Origin of the sequence: Nitrospira lenta (assembly GCF_900403705.1) — a bacterium.
GTDB lineage: Bacteria > Nitrospirota > Nitrospiria > Nitrospirales > Nitrospiraceae > Nitrospira_D > Nitrospira_D lenta.
The window spans coordinates 120185-137434 of the sequence record NZ_OUNR01000017.1 but is presented as its reverse complement, the minus strand read 5'-3'; the positions used below and the strand labels follow the sequence as shown (position 1 = coordinate 137434).

Below are 17250 nucleotides of genomic sequence, written 5' to 3'. Positions count from 1 at the left end.
ATTATTCTATGCAAGACCAGCCGTCGACGAATTTCTCCCGCGTGATCGGCACGGAAACCGAGTTCGGTATTGCAGCCAAGGATGCGGCACTATCGGATCCCGTGGCCGGGTCGATTGCCGTGATCGGCCACTACCCAGGGTTGCCGGCTCCCGACGCCATTTGGGACTATGAAAACGAAAATCCCCTCTTGGACGCGCGGGGCTTCGAGGTGGAGGGAGAACGAGAACGCCCCAACCCTGAGTACAATCGCCAGCTGAATAAGGTTTTAGCGAACGGCGGCCGTCTCTATGTCGACGGAGCGCACCCTGAATATTCCATTCCGGAATGCTCGGACCCCAGGGAAGTGGTGGCCTTCGAACGCATCGGAGAACGGATCCTTGCCAAGAGCCTCACTGAATTGACCCGCGCGCGCGGTCGTGAACAGTGCGTCGTCTATAAAAATAATTCCGACGGCAAAGGGAACAGCTACGGGTATCACGAGAACTATCTCGTCGCCCGTTCCGTCCCGTTTGATCGCATCCTCCGCGTGCTGGCGCCGTTTTTCGTGACCCGGTTGATTGTGGCCGGAGCCGGGAAGGTCGGCGCCGAGAATCAGACGAATCCCGCCGAGTACCAGATTTCCCAGCGTGCCGACTTTTTTGAATGCCTGGCCGATCTCAACACGATGGTCAAGCGGCCCATCATCAATACGCGGGATGAGCCGCATGCCGAATACAGCAAGTATCGGCGGCTGCATGTGATTGTGGGTGACGCCAACATGGCGGAGTTGTCCACCTATCTCAAGGTGGGAACGTTGAGCATGGTGTTGGAGTTGCTGGAAGCGGGTGCGGATCTTCCACAGATTGAGTTGGACGAGCCGGTTCGCGCGATCAAGCAGGTGTCTCGCGATCTGGATATGAAACAGTCCTTGAAGCTCGCGAACGGCCGGCCGACGACAGCGGTGGCGATTCAACGAGCCTACTGGAGCGCGGCGAAGACGTATTACGCGACCCATCCAACCACGGAGATCATGCAGGACGTTTTGCATCGATGGGAACATGTCCTGGATTGTCTGGAGAAGGATCCACGGTTGCTGGTCGATGAGTTGGATTGGGTCGCCAAGCGCCATATGATCGAGTCGTACCTGGATCGGAAAGGGTGCGGATGGACGGATCCGCGAGCCAAGCTCATGGACCTTCAGTATCATGATGTGCGGCCGGACAAGGGGCTTTTCTACACGCTTGAGCGGGGAAACCTGGTCAAGCGCATTGTGAGTGAGGCTGAAATTGTTCGCGCGGAAACCATGCCGCCTCCGGGGACGCGCGCCTATTTCCGCGGGCGTTGTGCGGCCAAGTTTGCCGCCTCACTGTATGGGGTCAGCTGGACCTCGGTGCTGTTCGATTTCGGGAATCCGACCATTACCAGGATCCCGTTGATGGATCCGAGCCGGGGCACGGAAGCCATGACGGGTGCGCTGCTGGAGAGTTGTCCGACGGCCGAAGCCCTTGTCGCCAAGTTGAAAGCCTAACCCAGGGAGCCGCGTTACGCGCCACATATGAATCTTCCTTTTTTGCCGAATCACGATGAATCGAGCTTCTTCGATTTTATCTCCAAGCAATATCCCGGGCTGACGCTGGGAGGAACCAGCGGCGGTGGGTTTCCCGGCACCCAGGAGTCACCACGAGGGGGCGGCGCGTTGACGGTTCCGCAGGCCACGACGGTGCTGGCCATTAAGTATCAGCAGGGTGTCGTGATCGCCGGTGACCGCCGGGCGACAGAAGGGTTTCAAATTGCGGACCGCCGGATCGAGAAAGTGTTCAAGATCGATGAGTATTCGGCCATGGCGATTGCCGGTGCAGCCGGGCCCTGCATCGAAATGGCGAAACTGTTTCAGACCGAGCTGGAGCATTACGAAAAGTTGGAGGGGATGTCGCTGTCATGCGAAGGGAAGGCCAATAAGCTCGGCCAAATGGTGAAGGCGAATTTGCCCATGGTGTTTCAAGGGCTCGTCGTGATGCCGCTTTACGTAGGTTATGATCTCAAGCGAGGTGAAGGGCGCATCTTCAAGTATGATATCACCGGTGGGCGGTATGAAGAGTCCGACTATCATGCGATCGGGTCAGGCGGAAAGGATGCGCGGAATACGATGCGCGAACATTTTCAACGCCAACTCCCGGAAGCCGAGGCCCTCAAGCTCGCGCTGATGTCGCTCTACAATGCCGCCGACGATGATGTGGGAACCGGTGGTCCCGATCTGGTGCGGGGGATCTATCCGACCGCCAAGTTCGTGACCGCGCAGGGGATCACGGATGTGCCGAACGACAAGATTCGGGCGGTCTATGACGTGTTGTTGGCCGCCCGCCGCTCGAAGGAGACGTAACGATGCCGATGCCCTATTACGTGTCTCCCGAGCAGATGATGCAGGATAAGGCGGAGTATGCCAAAAAGGGCATCGCCAAGGGCCGTTCGAGCATTGCCATGGAATATGCGGATGGGGTGTTGTTCACCGCGGACAATCCCAGTGCGTCGCTTCATAAAATTTCCGAAGTGTATGACTGTATCGCGTTTGCCGGGGCGGGGAAGTACAGCGAGTTTGAGAATCTTCGAAAGGCCGGCATCCGCCATGCCGATTTGAAGGGCTTCATGTATAGCCGGGAAGATGTCACGGCTCGGTCGCTGGCCAACGGCTATTCGCAAAGTCTCGGTACTATCTTCAGCCAGGAAATGAAGCCGCTGGAAGTAGAAATTCTGGTGGTCCAGGTGGGACTGAACAGCCATGCGAACGAAATTTATCGTATTTCCTTCGACGGCAGCATCATCGATGAAAAGACTGTCGCCGTCATCGGCGGCCGGTCGGAGGCGGTGTTGGCGGCGATGAAGGACAAGGTGGCCGGTCCTCCCCCGTCTCTCAAGGCCGCGCTGGGTTTCTGCGTGTCTGCGCTGGAACAGACAGCCAATCAGAAACTCAACCCTGAAGGATTGGAAGTGGCCGTGCTCGAACGAGCCCGCACCGGCCGCAAGTTCAGGCGGCTCACGCCGGTTGAAGTCCAGCAACTCCTGACAGCCTGATGCGGAAGTCGAAGCTCGCTCTAGGGCCCTGTATTGTGTTGTAATCTTCCATGCTATCCCCCGGTTCTATAAAACAGCGGATCTTCGGCCTGGAAAACGAGTACGGCCTGATCTTCTCGCCGAACGGGCGCATCTATCTGCCGATGGAAAAAGTCCTCGGCTACATCTTTGAAGGTCTGATCCCCAACAGCTGGCCTTCCAACGCCTTCCTCGTCAACGGCGCCCGGTTTTATCAGGACACCGGCTGTCATCCCGAATACTCCACGCCCGAGTGCGATAATATTCTCGATCTCGTCATCCACGATAAAGCCGGGGAGCGGTTGCTGGAGGCCTGTCTTCCCGCGGCGGAAGAACGGTTGCGTGAAGAAGGCCTGTCGGGCGAAATCTACATCTTCAAGAACAATACGGATTCACTCGGGAATACCTATGGCTGTCATGAAAACTTTCTGATGCGGCGTGACGTGGATTTCTGGAAGGTCACGGAACAGCTGATTCCATTTTTCGTCACCCGGCAAGTCTACGGCGGAGCCGGGAAAGTGCTGAAGGTATCTGGGAAACCGCAATATTTCATTTCTCAGCGCGCCCAGCATATACACGAGAAAACGTCGTCTTCCACCACGTCCTCTCGCAGCATCATCAATACGCGCGATGAACCGCATGCCGATGCGGAACGGTACCGCCGGCTGCACATTATCGTCGGGGACTCCAATATGTCGGAGTTCGTCACCTATGTGAAGGTCGGCACGGCTGCGCTGGTACTCTCGATGATCGAAGCCGGGTATGCCGTGCAGGGGATGGAGTTGGAAGATCCGGTCAAAGCGATTCGGGAGATTTCTCGCGATCCAACCTTGAAGAAAAAAGTGAAGCTGGATGACGGGCGGCAGTTGACCGGCATCGAAATCCAGCGGGTCTATCTCGATCGCGCGCAGCAGTATTTAGCTCAGCAGGAGCATGATCCGGTTCACGACGATGTGTTTCACAAATGGGCGACGTTACTGGATCGGTTGGAGGATGATCCGATGCAGTTGGTCCATCAGGTGGACTGGGTGACCAAAAAGCATCTTATTCAGTCGTATGTCGATAAAAAGGGCTGTGGGTGGGATGATCCCCGTGTGTATCTGCTGGATTTGCAATTCCATGATGTGAAACGCACGCGGGGCCTTTATTATCTCATGGAGTCCAAGGGGCTCATTGAGCGGGTTGTGGAAGAGGACGCGGTGCAGCGGGCGATGTCGACGCCGCCGCAAACCACGCGCGCCAAGGTGCGGGGCGATTTTATCCGGTTTGCCAGGGCCAAGAATCGGTCGTATACCGTGGACTGGACCTATCTCAAACTCAACGGGTATTGGGAAGAGACGATTTTGTGTATGGATCCGTTCAGTGCCACGAACCGGCGGGTCGAAGAGTTAGTGTCACAAGTCTCAGGAACGAGGTTCTCTCGATGAAGGCCATGATTCAAGCCGTTCAACAGCGCGCGTCGCAATTCGATCGCATGATTCTCACCGCGATGGTCTTGATTGCGAGCATTTTCCCGATTGAACTCGTTCCGGGGTCGCCGCCGGCGCCGAAGGGGGCGGACGGACAATACAGCGGGAGACAGGGACAGATCGTGCTGGTCAAAGTGCCCGGAGACGATCCCCAAGCAGAAGTCCGCGGGACGTTCATGGGACGAACCCTCTCGCTCTTTCTGGACCCGCGAAGCGGCGAAGCGCCGGGGTATGTCGGATTGCTGGGCCTCGATATGCAGGATGAGCCCGGGACGCATGAATTGGCGGTGGACATCAAGACCGGCGACCAGACGAAGCATGTCAGCCTGAATGTGCTGGTCGTTAAAGAAAAGTTTCGAGTCGAGCATTTGAAGCTGCCGAAAGAGAAGGTGGATCTGGACGAGAAAGCACTGGCCCGGTGGAAAGCCGAACAAGAACAGGTGAAAACGGCGCTGGCTGATGATTCACGCGTGAAACTCTGGCAGGGCGGTTTTCAGGAGCCGGTCGGCGGCAAGCGCACTGGGATTTTCGGCAGCGTGAGGATCATGAACGGCCAGGCCAGGAATCCCCACAATGGGGAAGACATCGGCGCTCCTATGGGAACCGATGTGCTGGCTACGAACGACGGGGTGGTGCGGTTGACCGTCGATCATATTTTCTCCGGCAAAGGTGTCTATGTGGATCATGGGCTCGGCTTCTACTCCATGTACTTCCATCTCTCAGAGGTGTCGGTCAAAGAGGGTGATCAGGTGAAAGCCGGCCAGGTTGTCGGCAAGGTCGGCGCCACCGGCCGGGCGACCGGTCCGCATTTGCACTGGGGTGTGAAGCTCAACGGCGCCCGCGTGAATCCGTACGCGCTGCTGGACCTGCCGTTCAAGGGAGCCATTCAGTCGGCTGCCCCTGAGACAGTGACGAAGCCGACATCCGGTGTAGGTTTATCGCCCCCATAGCAGTCGTGTCGCTCAACAGTGTTTCTGCCGCGTCTGATTGAGCTTCTTTGCAGATTAATTCGGCGAGATTCCTAATCCTCCCAGCAGCGGCATGAGCGCTGTTTCACCAGGGCCTTGGCCGTTTTTCATGGCATCGCTGATTTCATTCAGGAGCTGTCCGGCCTGAGGGTTCAAGCCTTTCAATTTCTCCGCCAGATGTCCGGACATCATACCCTGCTGGACTTCCGCTTCTGATAGTTTGCCCTCTTTGATGCTTTGCTGGAGCTGCTGGGCAAGGGCTTGAACTTTTGCAAAGAGATCGGGAGGCATGTTGTTCAGAATCTTGGCGGCCTCTCCCGTTCCCACTTGAGCGGAGCAGGGGAATGCGAGCAACGCAAGCACTCCCCAGACGGCGAGATGGGTTCTGAAATGGATCAGCATGGTTCCTCCTTCAGGCGGTTTGTCTGGCGAACACCTTTCGGCCTGATAGCTATTATCCGTATCGGCTGGGCAGGGAGACAGAGAAATCACAAAACAAGATCGTGCATGGCTTGCACGCGAGGGCAGAAAGAAAAGAGTTTCTCCTAGGTGCCGATGTGCATCAATGCTACTGTCAGAAAAATACGTAGTTGGACGGCAAGGAGGATGAGATGTTCGACGGCATCGCGATACCTGATATTACGTTCTATCTGGTGGCCATTCTTGCCCTCCTGGTCATTTGGCAGTACTACCAAATGCAGATTATGGCCGGACGGATTCTTGCGGTCGATATCTTCGATCGCTCGGGAATTCGCATGTACTTTTTCGTGACGGCCGATGATGATCACATCTGCGAGGTTTGTTCTGAGGCGAACGGACGAGTGTTTTCATCGTCGCAAGTTGCGAAGCGGTCATTTTCCCCGTTGGGTGGAAAGTGCAAACGCACGGTGCCCTGCGCCAGTATCCTCGTCGGTCTGTACGGAGGATGGCTTGAGGCCAGGGGCGTGTTGGAGCGGTTGCGGGCAAATCTCAGAGGCAGGAAAAGCGTTCAATTGGCGCCTGAAGAAATGCGCGCCATGGTAAATGGACAGTGGGAACGCAGCATCAGCGCGGATACGGACCGGATTGGCATCCACATCATTGAAGCCATGTGTTATGAGAAAGTGAATCCGGATGTGGCGGTCGCAGGGTATCGCTTCGTCGTCGATCAGGCCAAAGAGATTCGACATCTCATGCTGCTGGTGCCGGCCTATCTTCGGCTTACGCAATTGTTGATCAGAGCGGGCGAAGCGGCTGAAGCGCTTGAGCTGACCGAACGGTTTGAAGCGCGCTTCCCGACCAACCGGCGAGGGCCGCATTTCCCCTCCGATGAGCAGCGTGAGATGATGCGGACTAAGAAAACGCAACTGCTGAAGGGCCTGCCGCTGAAGATGCCTGCCTGAACGAATTATCTGCGCACTCTGGATCGTGTGGTCGCGAGGGAACGCGTACAGAGTTGCCGAGACGCGGAGATCCGGCTAGTAGTTGGATTCGAGGCTGGAGGGCGTCTTGTTGAGGACGGTGGCGGTGGCACGTGACAAGGCTGCGTCATGGCGGTGATCCAACCCGTAGACTCTGAATTGAATCAGGCGCGTCGGAAGCAAGTCGAGAAATTCTTCCAGCGGTTCGGCTGAGACCAGTCTGGTCCCGGGATCGTAGACATAGAGCGGATTGCCTCGGCGATCTTTCGGATCCGGCCTCGGGTCGAGCGGGGCCATGTCGACCCGAAACTCAACTTTCCTCAGCTCCTTAGGAAGCTCTTTGACAATTTGCAGCGCAAATTGCTCGTGACTCGGGAACGCCATGCCCCGTTCCTGCCCCTTCTCTTTCAACGCCGTACTGTAAGCCATTTTCCATTTCACATCGCGATCCAGGATACGCGCCCATTCCTGGCCGAGCCTGCGGCGTGCCTTCTGGCGGGATGTTGTCCACTGGCGGACTTCTTCTAACAGCGACCAGTCTGTGAGCCGTAAATAGTCGTCCATTTTTTTGCGCGGATCGTTCGGGAAGAGCAGCTTCATTGTGTCCCCGAAAATATCTCGCAGATGAATGTCGATCGCTCGGGTCGTGCGGTGAAAATACACGTTGGAATAGAGATACATTCTGGTGTTCAGGAACATTTGCAAGGCCGGAAGGCCGGTCTTGTGGATGGTGAATCCTTTGTCGGTGATGATGGTGTAGTGGATCAGTCGAGTCAGATCGACGGGGCCGACAGCCACGCCGCACATGTACGAGTCACGGAGGACATAGTCCAGGTTGTCGCCGGTATAACTTCCGGAGATGACCGGTTGCAGCATGTCGAGCCAGCGCGGGATTTTGGAATTGTCCTTCCCCTTTTCTTTCAGAATCAGATGAGCGATCTGATCGGGATTCAGCTCCTCGCCTTTGTCGAAGGGACCTGACGGGCTGCGCCTGATTTTCCGAATAATGGCGCCGAGATGGTCACGGACAATGATTTGCCCAAGTTTTTCGTGTGTGAGGTGAAAGCCGTGGAGATAGTTGTCGTCGAAGAAGTGGCAAAAGGGGCCGTGGCCGATGTCATGGACCAAGGCCGTTACCCGCAGGAGTTCTTCGACATAGTTGGCCGACGGGACCTCTTTCACGACTTTCTTGAGATAGGGATAGAGGTGCCGGGCGAATCGGCCGGCCACGTGCATCGTCCCGAGCGAATGGACGAACCGGGTATGTTCCGCCGAGGGGTAGACCCAGCGCGCGCTCTGGAGTTGATAAATATAGCGGAGCCGCTGGACCCAGGGTGAATCGATCAGATCTTTTTCAGTGCGCTCGTGCGGATCGGGCGTCGCATAGGGGACGGTGAACGACACATATTTGTGGATCGGATCGGCGATGAGGGCGGAGCCGTCATAGGGAGCATTGAGGGGTTCGTCGATCGGTTGTATCACAGGCCTGTATTTTAACGCAGCGGATCATGGGGCGGCAATGGCGCGGGGTCGCATGGGGAAGGGGAACAGGAACGGCGATATTTGGAAATGAAATAGCACGCGGCTGGATAGGCCAGGAGCGATCCGACGAGGCTCAGGACGATGCCTCCCAGGGTAAATGGCAGGGCATAGGGCAGCATTTGTTGATAGAGTCCGCTGAAGCTGAGGTCCTGCCAGTCGAATGCGGGCGTATCGGTTTGGCCGATCAGCAAGGCGCCGCTCCAGTAAGTGAGGCCCAGAATGGGGGCAATGGTCCAGGGATTGTTGATCAGTGCCCCGGCTAGCAGCGCCACGAAATTGAGCCTGAATAGCCAGGTGAACAAGCCGACGAGAATCATGTGAAAGCCGTAGGCCGGGCAAAAGGCCACGAACACGCCGAGCGCAAAGGCCAAGGCTGTACGCTGAGGCGGCTCCTGAAGATGCAGGACTTGGCGAAGGAGCGTGCGGAAGGACGTACGCTCACCCACTGTGTTTCATTCGTGAGGTGAAATGGCGATAGCTGGTAATTGGTAATGGCGTCCTGGTGCCATCGGAAGCAAGGGACTGTAGGCCGAATCGGCGGGGACGGATCCTGCCGATCTTGGTGACCAGGAATCCTCTGGATCGGGCCTGACGCTCCAGCTTCTGCTCGTCGTCTGCCGCTACGGTAAAAAGAAGTTCATAGTCTTCCCCGCCTGCCAGTGCGAGTGTGGCGGGATCGATTTTGTGCGCATCGGCATAGGCTCGACAGGCCGGTGAAATGGGGAGTGTTGCGAGAGCGATGTCGGCACCCACCTGACTCTCCTCGCATACATGGCGGAGATCACCGGAGAGGCCATCGGAGAGATCGATCGCGGCGGTTGCCAGTTGGGTTCGGTTGAGCCAAAGGCCTTCCTGGACTCGTGCGGTCGGATGCCGATGCCGGTCGATCAAGAAATCGCGGGCCTTCTTTTTTAAGGCTGTTCCTTGCTGGGAGGGGCGGCGATTTGTGAGGAGCCGGAGTCCCGCCAGAGAATCTCCGAGCGTGCCGGTGACGTAGATCCCATCTCCGCTTCGCGCTCCGCTTCGAAACAAGACGCGGTTCTTTGGCGTGGTGCCGAACAGGGTGAGACTGAGAAACAGGCCCTGACGCGAGGCTGATGTGTCGCCGCCGATCAGGTGTACCTGGTGCTGCCCGCATGCCGACATAAGCCCTCGATAGAGGGCGTGAATATCGTCTGCGCGGAGCGTGGGTGGAATCGCCAGCGATACGAGAAGAAAGCGTGGGGTGGCGCCCATGGCCGCGACATCGCTCAAATTAGCCATGGCTGCCCGATGGCCGATCGACATTGGTGTGGTTGTACGCAGATCGAAATGGATGCCTTCGGTCAGGAGGTCGGTCGTGAGAACGGCCCAGTCGCCGGCGGGGATCGAGACAACCGCAGCATCGTCGCCGATGCCTTTCCGGACTAACGGACTACGCCGCTCATACCGGCGCTGGAGTTGCCGGATGAGCGGAAATTCATGGATGGGTTGCGTGGCCTTCCGGCTGGCCATAGGTCCAACGTTATGGCCGGAGGTGAGCGGGTAAGGCCATGATCGTGGCCCGTGCGGCTCGGCTTCCGGCGGTTTTTCGGCTCTTCTGTGCCCGCGAGGGTTTGTTCCTCGCCGCTGCCGAGGGTGCGGAGATTTTCTTAGGCGCCGCCGGTGTCTTCGGTTTTCGTCGCAGGGCGACCTTCATGACATCGTCCATGGTGTCGGCAAAGTGCAGCTGAATGCCCTTTAAGATGTGCTTGGGAATTTCTTCCAAGTCTTTCTTGTTTCGCCGCGGGAGGATCACGGTCGTGAGCATGGCCCGCTTGGCCGCGAGGATTTTTTCTTTGAGTCCTCCGATGGCCATGACGCGGCCGCGTAAGGTAATTTCACCGGTCATCGCCAAGTCTCGCCTGACGGGAATACCCGACAGCGCCGAGGCAATCGCGGTGGCCATCGTAATGCCGGCAGAGGGACCGTCCTTCGGGATGGCTCCGGCCGGAACATGGATATGGAGATCCTGTTTACTGAACATGTCTGGATTGAGATTGAGCGTTTTTTCCCGTGACCGCACATAGCTGAGGGCGGCCTGGGCGGATTCCTTCATGACGTCTCCGAGGTGCCCGGTGAGCGTCAGCTGGCCCTTCCCCTTCATGGCCGTGGCTTCAATGTAGAGCACATCGCCGCCCGACTCGGTCCAGGCCAGTCCTGTCGCAACGCCGATCTCATCCTTTTCGAGTTCCGCTTCCGGCACATACTTGGGGACGCCCAGGTACTTGTTCAGGTTGGCTGGGGTGACGGGAAATCCTTGGCCTTTCCCCTCGGCGACCTTCTTCGCGACCTTCCGCATGACATTCGCGATTTCGCGTTCCAGATTGCGGACGCCGGCTTCACGCGTATAGTTGGTGATGATCTGCCGCAGCGCGGGGTCGCTCACCTTCACATGCTTGGTGGTGATGCCGTGTTCGGTCAGCTGGCGGGGAATCAAATAGGTTTGCGCGATGCCCAGCTTTTCTTCTTCGGTGTAGCCGGGAATTTCGATGACCTCCATCCGGTCGCGGAGGGCCGGAAGAATCGGATCGATCAAGTTAGCCGTCGTGATGAACATGACTTCGGTCAAATCGAACGGGACCCCGAGGTAGTGGTCGGTAAACGCATTGTTTTGTTCAGGGTCTAAGACTTCAAGCAGCGCGGCTGAAGGGTCCCCACGGAAATCCATGCCGACTTTGTCGACTTCGTCGAGCATGAAGACGGGGTTCGCCGTGCCGGCTTGCTTCATGCCTTGGATCAGGCGGCCCGGGAGCGCGCCGACATAGGTACGGCGATGGCCGCGGATTTCCGCTTCATCGCGCACGCCGCCGAGACTGATGCGGACGAATTCCCGTCCGAGGGCTTTGGCGATAGATTTTCCCAGCGACGTTTTCCCGACGCCCGGAGGGCCGACGAAGCAGAGGATCGGGCCTTTCATTTTCTCTTTGAGTTTCCGAACGGCCAGATATTCGAGGATGCGCTCTTTCACCTTTTCGAGGTCGTAGTGATCCTCATTGAGCACCCGGGCGGCGGCTTTGAGATCGAGATTGTCTTTGGATCGTTTCGACCAGGGTAACTCGACCATCCATTCGAGATAGGTGCGGACCGTGGCGGACTCGGCGGTATCCGGATGCATCTTTTCCAACCGCTTCAGCTGTTTCTCCGCCTCTTTCAAGACTTTTTCAGGCATCTTGGCATCGGCGATCCGTTTCCGGAACTCCGTGACCTCTTCCGCCCGCTCGTCGAGCTCGCCCAGTTCTTTCTGAATCGCTTTGAGCTGTTCGCGCAGGAAGTATTCCCGCTGTGTTTTGTCCATCTCGCCTTTGGCCTGCGCCTGAATCTTTTGTTGCATCGAGAGGACTTCGATCTCTTTGCCGAGAATGTCGCTGACCCGGCGGAGCCGTTGGATCGGGTCCGAAAGCTCCAGCACACTTTGCGTGACGTCGACTTTGAGTCCGAGGTTCGAGGCCACCATGTCGGCCAAGCGTCCGGGCTCTTCCAGATTTTCGATGACGACCATGACGTCAGGAATCAAGACTTTCCCCAGGCTGACGATCCGTTCGATCTGTTCCTTGACCGTCCGCATGACGGCCTCGGACTCCAGCGTCGACGCCGTGATCTTGGTGTCGGGAATTTTGTCGATGCGCACGGAGTAGTAGGGGTCGGATTGAATATAATTCGTGACCTTGGCCTTGGCGATGCCTTGCACGAGAATCTTGATCCGCTCATCGGGCAGCTTGAGCATGCGCATGATGATGCCGACGGTGCCGATCGCATGAATGTCGTCGGGTGTCGGGTTCTCGACGTCGAGGGCTTTCTGGGTGGCCAGAAAGATCATGCGGTTGCCCGCGAGGGCCGCTTCGATGGCCTTGATGGACATCTCGCGCCCCACAAACAGCGGCAAGACCATATAGGGGAAGACGACAATATCGCGAACGGGCAGCAGCGGAAGCTGGTCCGGGACTTCTACGTTTTGCGGAGGCTGAAGGTCTTGTTCGATCGAGTCAGTCATGGAGCATCTGCCCTTTTCTGCGTTGGTGTTCCAAACGAGCGGTGATCCACCCGGCGTTGCGGCGGTGGTCGTCCTGCAATCAGGTACGGCGAGTGCCCGTAGCCGGACGCATTCTGTTTGCGAGGTACTCGTGAAACTCTGGTCCGAGGGAAGGGTTCTTGAGCGCAAATTCTACTGTTGCAATTAAGAATCCCAACTTGTCTCCCGCATCGTGGCGGTGCCCCACGACCTCGTGGGCGTACATCGGCGATTTTTTTGCCAGTTCTTTCAACGCGTCGGTCAATTGAATCTCTCCGTTTTTCCCCGGGCGCGTCTTTCGTAAGATGGGGAAAATTTCCGGCGGAAGGATGTAGCGTCCAATCACGGCGAGCCTGGACGGCGCCTCGGCCGGCGACGGCTTTTCGACCAGGTCGTCTACGCGATGCAGGCCTTTCCCAAGCTTCGTCGGCGTGACAATTCCGTAGCGGCCGACGTCTTGTTTCGGGACTTCCTGTACACCCAGCACAGCCCCATGGCGTTTCTTGTATACGTGGATGAGTTGGGCGAGGGCCGGGACCTGGGCGTCGATGATTTCATCTCCGAGGATGACCGCGAACGGTTCATCACCGATCAGATGTTGCGCGCAGAGCACGGCATGGCCCAGTCCCAAGGCTTCGGACTGGCGGACATAGCAAAAATTCGCGAGGTTCGAAATCTGACGGATCTGGTTGAGCATCTGGGACTTGCCGGTCCCTTTGAGATTTTCTTCCAGCTCGACGGAGCGGTCGAAGTGATCTTCGATGGCGCGCTTGCCTCGGCCCGTGATGACGATGATGTCTTCGATGCCTGAGGCGACGGCTTCTTCAACTGTGTATTGGATCAGCGGTTTATCGACCAGCGGCAACATCTCTTTGGGGGAAGCTTTTGTGGCGGGGAGGAAGCGAGTGCCCAAGCCTGCCGCAGGGATAATGGCTTTTCTGACGGTGTGCGATGACATCGGTGGGATAGTATGTGATGGGTGAAGTGATGTCAAGAAACGGGCAACCTTTCCCGGTCGCTGCGCGCAGCGATTGTGACGCCGCCATATTTCTTTACATCATGGAAAGGGCTCAATATAATCCGAGAGTTTTGCGTCACGGGTCGCATCGGCCTGCATAGCAAACGTGCGGGGCGGTTTCTCTTACCGAGAGACGCGCCGCGAAGGTGGTTCCTCAGAATTAGGATCGGCCGAGTGACATGACTTCGGCTCAGGCCTTGCGGGAGTTTCGGATACGGTCTCAGAACATCGTGGCCGTCTACACTATATTGGCAGGGGGATCTGGGTTTGTGTTGTTGAGCGGGTATGGCAAGTTGCAATGGTGTGTCGTGATGCTGGCGCTCATCCTCTCCTGCCTGGTGGTGGGGGATGCGGTTGCACAGGTGACTGGCCTGAAGGTCAAGACCATCGAGATTCGTGGCAATAAGCGGATCGAGCTGCCCGCGATCGCCGGACGTCTGACCCTCAAGGTCGGTGACCACTACACGCCGGAAACAGTTCGTGGGCAAGTCAAAGTTCTGTACGATACGGGGTTTTTTGAGGATGTGCAGGTCGAGACCGACACGGATGAGGGCGGCACGGCGGTGGCGTTTGTCGTCCGGGAGAAGCCCTTCATTACGGAGATTGTGTACGACGGGAATGAAAATCTAAGTGACGATAAGCTGAAAGAAAAGACCACGATCAAGAGTCAATCTTTTCTGGATCAGCAGCAAGCCAAAGAGAGCGCCGAGAAAATTCGTCTCGCCTATCAGGAGGACGGGTATTACAACGCGCAGGTGATCCCGGTCGTGCAGACGTTGGACGAAGACCGCAAGCGCCTGACCTTCTTTGTGAAGGAAGGGGACAAGGCCCGGGTGAAGGCCGTCGTCTTCGAGGGCATGCGCGCGGCGACGAAAGAAGAGGTGTTCAAGGTCACGGCCACGCGTGAGTGGATTCCCTGGTATGGGCTGTTCACGCAACTGAAGATGCCCTCGTTCGTGTCGGACGCCGGTATTCTGAAACAGGATGAGTTGGCGAACGATGTCGAGCGAGTCAAGGAAGTCCTGTTGAATAAGGGTTACTTGAATGTGCAGGTCGGATTGCCCACGGTGGAACTGACGGAAGACAAGAAGTGGTTCATCATCACATACTCCGTATCGGAGGGCGAACCCTTTACCGTGGCGGAGGTGGGATTCCGCGGATACACCGTCTTCGAGGATGCGGAGCTTCGTGAAAAACTGAAGATCAAAGATGGTGAGATTTTTCAACGGGCCAAGATCCGGGATGAGATCACGCGTCTCACGGACATGTACGGCAGCAGGGGCTATGCGTTTGCCGATGTCGTGCCAAACGTGAATCCGAACAACGAGGAACGCACCGCCAGCATCATTCTCACCATTAAAGAGGGAGAGATGATGCGGATCCGGCAGATCAATATCAATGGCAACGACAAGACCCGCGACAACGTCATCCGCCGGGAAATCCGTGTTGACGAGCAGGATGTCATCGACACGCCCTCACTGAAGCGAAGTTTTCAGCGGCTGAACAACCTGAATTTTTTCGAGACCGTTGAAATCCTGCCCGCGCAAGTCGATGCGGACAAGGTCGATCTGAATGTGCGGGTCAAGGAAAAGCCTACCGGCCAGTTCAGTATCGGCGGCGGATTCAGCACCCTAGACAAGCTCGTGGCCATTGCCGATATCACCGAGGGGAATCTCGGCGGCAACGGGTATATGGGCCGTGTCCGCGGGCAGCTCGGTCAGCAACGGTCCCTCGGTCTGATCACGTTCCGCAATCCCTATTTGAATGACAGCCTGACCTCGGTTCAGCTCGATGTCTATCGCAGCATGACGAACTATATCTCCTACTTTGAGGAAAAGTCAGGCGCCAGCGTGACCTTCGGCCGGTGGCTGTCCGAGTATGTGACCGGAAGTGTCAGTCTGGTGGCGGAACAGCTGAAATTCAAAGATCCGCAGCCGGGGCTCTGTCCGGACTTGCTGCCGCTGATTTGCCGGCAATTGGGGAGTCAGACGACGACCGGATTCCGGACCACGTTGTTCAGGGATACTCGGGACTATTATCTCGATCCCCGGAGCGGATGGCGGGTCGGCGGCGGGTTCGATCTTGGCACGCCCATGCTGGGCGGGTCGAACAACTTCTACAAATACACGATCGATATCATGAAATATACGCCGTTGCCGTTCGACACCAGATTCTCGGCGCGCGCCAGATTTGGAGTCGTCGAGGGCATGAACGGGAAAGATATTCCACTCACTGAGCGGTTCTTTGTCGGCGGTATCAATACCATGCGCGGGTTTGTCTTTGGTAAGGCCGGTCCGGTCGTGCCGAACCTGTACACGATCATCGGAGCCTCAAAACAATTGATTTTCAATTTTGACTATATCTTTACGATTTCAGCCGATGCCAAACTCAACGGGGTGGTCTTCTTCGATTATGGGCGAGGCTTCGACGACAACGAACCGCTCTCGCTGAATCTGAGGAAGTCCGTCGGTGTCGAAGGGCGATGGATTTCCCCCTTCGGACCGTTGCGCGTCGCGTATGGGCTTAATCTCGCTCCGCGGACCGGAGAACGGACCGGAGTGTTTGAGTTTACGATCGGGTCACTGTTCTAATGAGCATGGAGGGGGCGGTGTGACAAGCATGGTCGCAACGAGGAATCGGCGGCGGAACACGTGTGCGGCATTTCTCGCCGTCATCGTCCTGACCGTCAGTGGGTGTGCAGGCGCTGGCGCCAAAGTCGGGGGGACGATCGGGGTCTTGGACCCCGCCAGAATTCTGTCCGATACTAATGCCGGGAAAAAAGCCAAGGACAATCTCGCGGCCTTTTCCAAGAATCGACAGACTCTGATCGAGCTCGATGAAAAAGAGCTGCGCCGGATGGAGGAAGATTTCGTCAAGCAGGCCAGCGTCCTCAGTCCCACGGCGAAACGTGAACGGGAAGAAGCGTTTCGCCGGCGCATGCAGGAGTATCAGCAAAAGGTGACGGAGCTGAACCGGGAAGTGCAGGAGAAGCAAAAAGATGTGATGGACGGGTTCCGCGATAAGATCGAGGCGGTGGTCGGCAAGGTGGCGAAGCGGCTGGCTCTGCAGATTGTCGTGGACAGCAGCAAGGGCGGGGTGACGCTCTATCGCGAGGACGCCCTCGATATTTCAAATCAGGTGATTGAAGAGTTCAATCGGGACTATCCCTAGCAGGAGGAGAGAGATTGTATGAAACGACAGCGCGTGATCGGGATGCTCGGGGTGCTGGCAGCGAGCCTGTGGTTCACCCATGCGGCCGTTGCGGCGGAGGCCTTTAAGGTCGGGGTGATGGATCAACAGGCGGTTATGGAGAAATCCACGGCCGGTAAACGAGCGTTGGAAGAGATGAAGAGTTACTCGCTGACCCGGCAGAAAATCGTCAACGCGGACGATCAGGAATTGAAGGATCTGGAGTTGTCGATGCAGGATTCCAGCAGCAAGCTGAGCGAGGCGATGAAGCAGGAAAAGCAAGAGCAGTTTCGGACGAAGCTGGAAGCGTATCAGCGCCGGTTGGCCGACTTTAACCGGGAAGTACAGCAAAAACAGCGCGAGATGGTGACGGAGTACGCCAAGAAGATCGCGGCGGCCGCGCAAGTGGTGGCGCAGAAGGAGGGCTTTCACGCCATCCTCGACAAGGGCAGCGATGCCATGGTGCGCATTGTGTTGTACCATCAGCCCGCGCTGGATGTGACAGATCGCATCGTGAAGGAATTCGACAGTCAGAATAAATAGTGGTGGCGCAGAAGGCTGGCTATC

General features: G+C 57.1%; 15 protein-coding genes. 9 read left to right on the top strand and 6 right to left on the bottom strand.

Annotated features, from left to right (window positions below; genetic code table 11):
* Positions 1 to 8 precede the first annotated feature (8 nt).
* From dop to NITLEN_RS12330, 5 genes are all read left to right on the top strand, one after another.
* Positions 9 to 1508: a depupylase/deamidase Dop gene (gene dop / locus NITLEN_RS12350; protein WP_121989924.1), complete on the top strand. Its 1500-nt coding sequence runs from the start codon at positions 9 to 11 to the stop codon at positions 1506 to 1508.
* A gap of 27 nt (positions 1509 to 1535) precedes the next feature.
* Positions 1536 to 2360 carry a proteasome subunit beta gene (gene prcB, locus NITLEN_RS12345; protein ID WP_121989923.1) on the top strand — a complete coding sequence of 275 codons (825 nt, stop codon included), beginning with the start codon at positions 1536 to 1538 and terminating at the stop codon, positions 2358 to 2360.
* A 2-nt stretch (positions 2361 to 2362) separates the two neighbouring features.
* Positions 2363 to 3049, top strand: coding sequence for a proteasome subunit alpha (gene prcA / locus NITLEN_RS12340; protein WP_121989922.1), 687 nt, complete (start codon positions 2363 to 2365; stop codon positions 3047 to 3049).
* A 68-nt stretch (positions 3050 to 3117) separates the two neighbouring features.
* Positions 3118 to 4494, top strand: coding sequence for a Pup--protein ligase (gene pafA / locus NITLEN_RS12335; RefSeq protein ID WP_121990171.1), 1377 nt, complete (start codon positions 3118 to 3120; stop codon positions 4492 to 4494).
* Complete coding sequence (locus NITLEN_RS12330; protein WP_245924453.1) at positions 4491 to 5486, top strand: M23 family metallopeptidase; 996 nt, start codon at positions 4491 to 4493, stop codon at positions 5484 to 5486. The genes pafA and NITLEN_RS12330 overlap by 4 nt, the downstream gene beginning before the upstream one ends.
* A 54-nt stretch (positions 5487 to 5540) precedes the next feature.
* On the opposite strand, the gene NITLEN_RS12325 is transcribed toward NITLEN_RS12330, so the two are convergent.
* A complete protein-coding gene (locus NITLEN_RS12325) occupies positions 5541 to 5906 on the bottom strand; it encodes a hypothetical protein (protein WP_121989921.1) in 366 nt (121 codons plus the stop codon).
* A 209-nt stretch (positions 5907 to 6115) separates the two neighbouring features.
* Here NITLEN_RS12325 and NITLEN_RS12320 point away from each other — a divergent pair, with 209 nt between their 5' ends.
* Positions 6116 to 6886 (top strand): hypothetical protein, encoded by a 771-nt coding sequence (locus NITLEN_RS12320; RefSeq protein WP_121989920.1) that lies wholly within the window; start codon positions 6116 to 6118, stop codon positions 6884 to 6886.
* A 75-nt stretch (positions 6887 to 6961) separates the two neighbouring features.
* Here the strand turns inward: NITLEN_RS12320 and NITLEN_RS12315 are convergent, their stop codons facing one another.
* From NITLEN_RS12315 to galU, 5 genes are all read right to left on the bottom strand, one after another.
* Positions 6962 to 8386, bottom strand: coding sequence for an HD domain-containing protein (locus NITLEN_RS12315; protein ID WP_121989919.1), 1425 nt, complete (start codon positions 8384 to 8386; stop codon positions 6962 to 6964).
* Positions 8387 to 8397: 11 nt separating this feature from the next.
* On the bottom strand, positions 8398 to 8892 hold the full coding sequence (locus NITLEN_RS12310) for a DUF2062 domain-containing protein (protein ID WP_121989918.1): 495 nt from the start codon (positions 8890 to 8892) through the stop codon (positions 8398 to 8400).
* Positions 8885 to 9940, bottom strand: a complete 1056-nt coding sequence (gene thiL, locus NITLEN_RS12305; RefSeq protein ID WP_121989917.1) for a thiamine-phosphate kinase — start codon at positions 9938 to 9940, stop codon at positions 8885 to 8887. The genes NITLEN_RS12310 and thiL overlap by 8 nt, the downstream gene beginning before the upstream one ends.
* Positions 9941 to 9950: 10 nt before the next feature.
* On the bottom strand, positions 9951 to 12458 hold the full coding sequence (lon, locus tag NITLEN_RS12300; RefSeq protein WP_121989916.1) for an endopeptidase La: 2508 nt from the start codon (positions 12456 to 12458) through the stop codon (positions 9951 to 9953).
* A gap of 79 nt (positions 12459 to 12537) precedes the next feature.
* The gene (gene galU / locus NITLEN_RS12295; RefSeq protein ID WP_121989915.1) at positions 12538 to 13434 is read right to left on the bottom strand and encodes a UTP--glucose-1-phosphate uridylyltransferase GalU; all 897 of its coding nucleotides are present in this window, start codon (positions 13432 to 13434) and stop codon (positions 12538 to 12540) included.
* A gap of 239 nt (positions 13435 to 13673) precedes the next feature.
* On the opposite strand from galU, the gene bamA reads away from it, so the two are divergent.
* Genes bamA through NITLEN_RS12280 form a run of 3 tightly spaced genes read left to right on the top strand, consistent with a single transcriptional unit; the run spans position 13674 to position 17226 of the window.
* Positions 13674 to 16085: an outer membrane protein assembly factor BamA gene (gene bamA / locus NITLEN_RS12290; protein WP_245924452.1), complete on the top strand. Its 2412-nt coding sequence runs from the start codon at positions 13674 to 13676 to the stop codon at positions 16083 to 16085.
* Positions 16086 to 16113: 28 nt separating this feature from the next.
* Positions 16114 to 16665, top strand: a complete 552-nt coding sequence (locus tag NITLEN_RS12285) for an OmpH/Skp family outer membrane protein (RefSeq protein ID WP_245924482.1) — start codon at positions 16114 to 16116, stop codon at positions 16663 to 16665.
* 18 nt (positions 16666 to 16683) lie between these two features.
* Positions 16684 to 17226: an OmpH/Skp family outer membrane protein gene (locus NITLEN_RS12280; RefSeq protein ID WP_121989913.1), complete on the top strand. Its 543-nt coding sequence runs from the start codon at positions 16684 to 16686 to the stop codon at positions 17224 to 17226.
* Positions 17227 to 17250 lie beyond the last annotated feature (24 nt).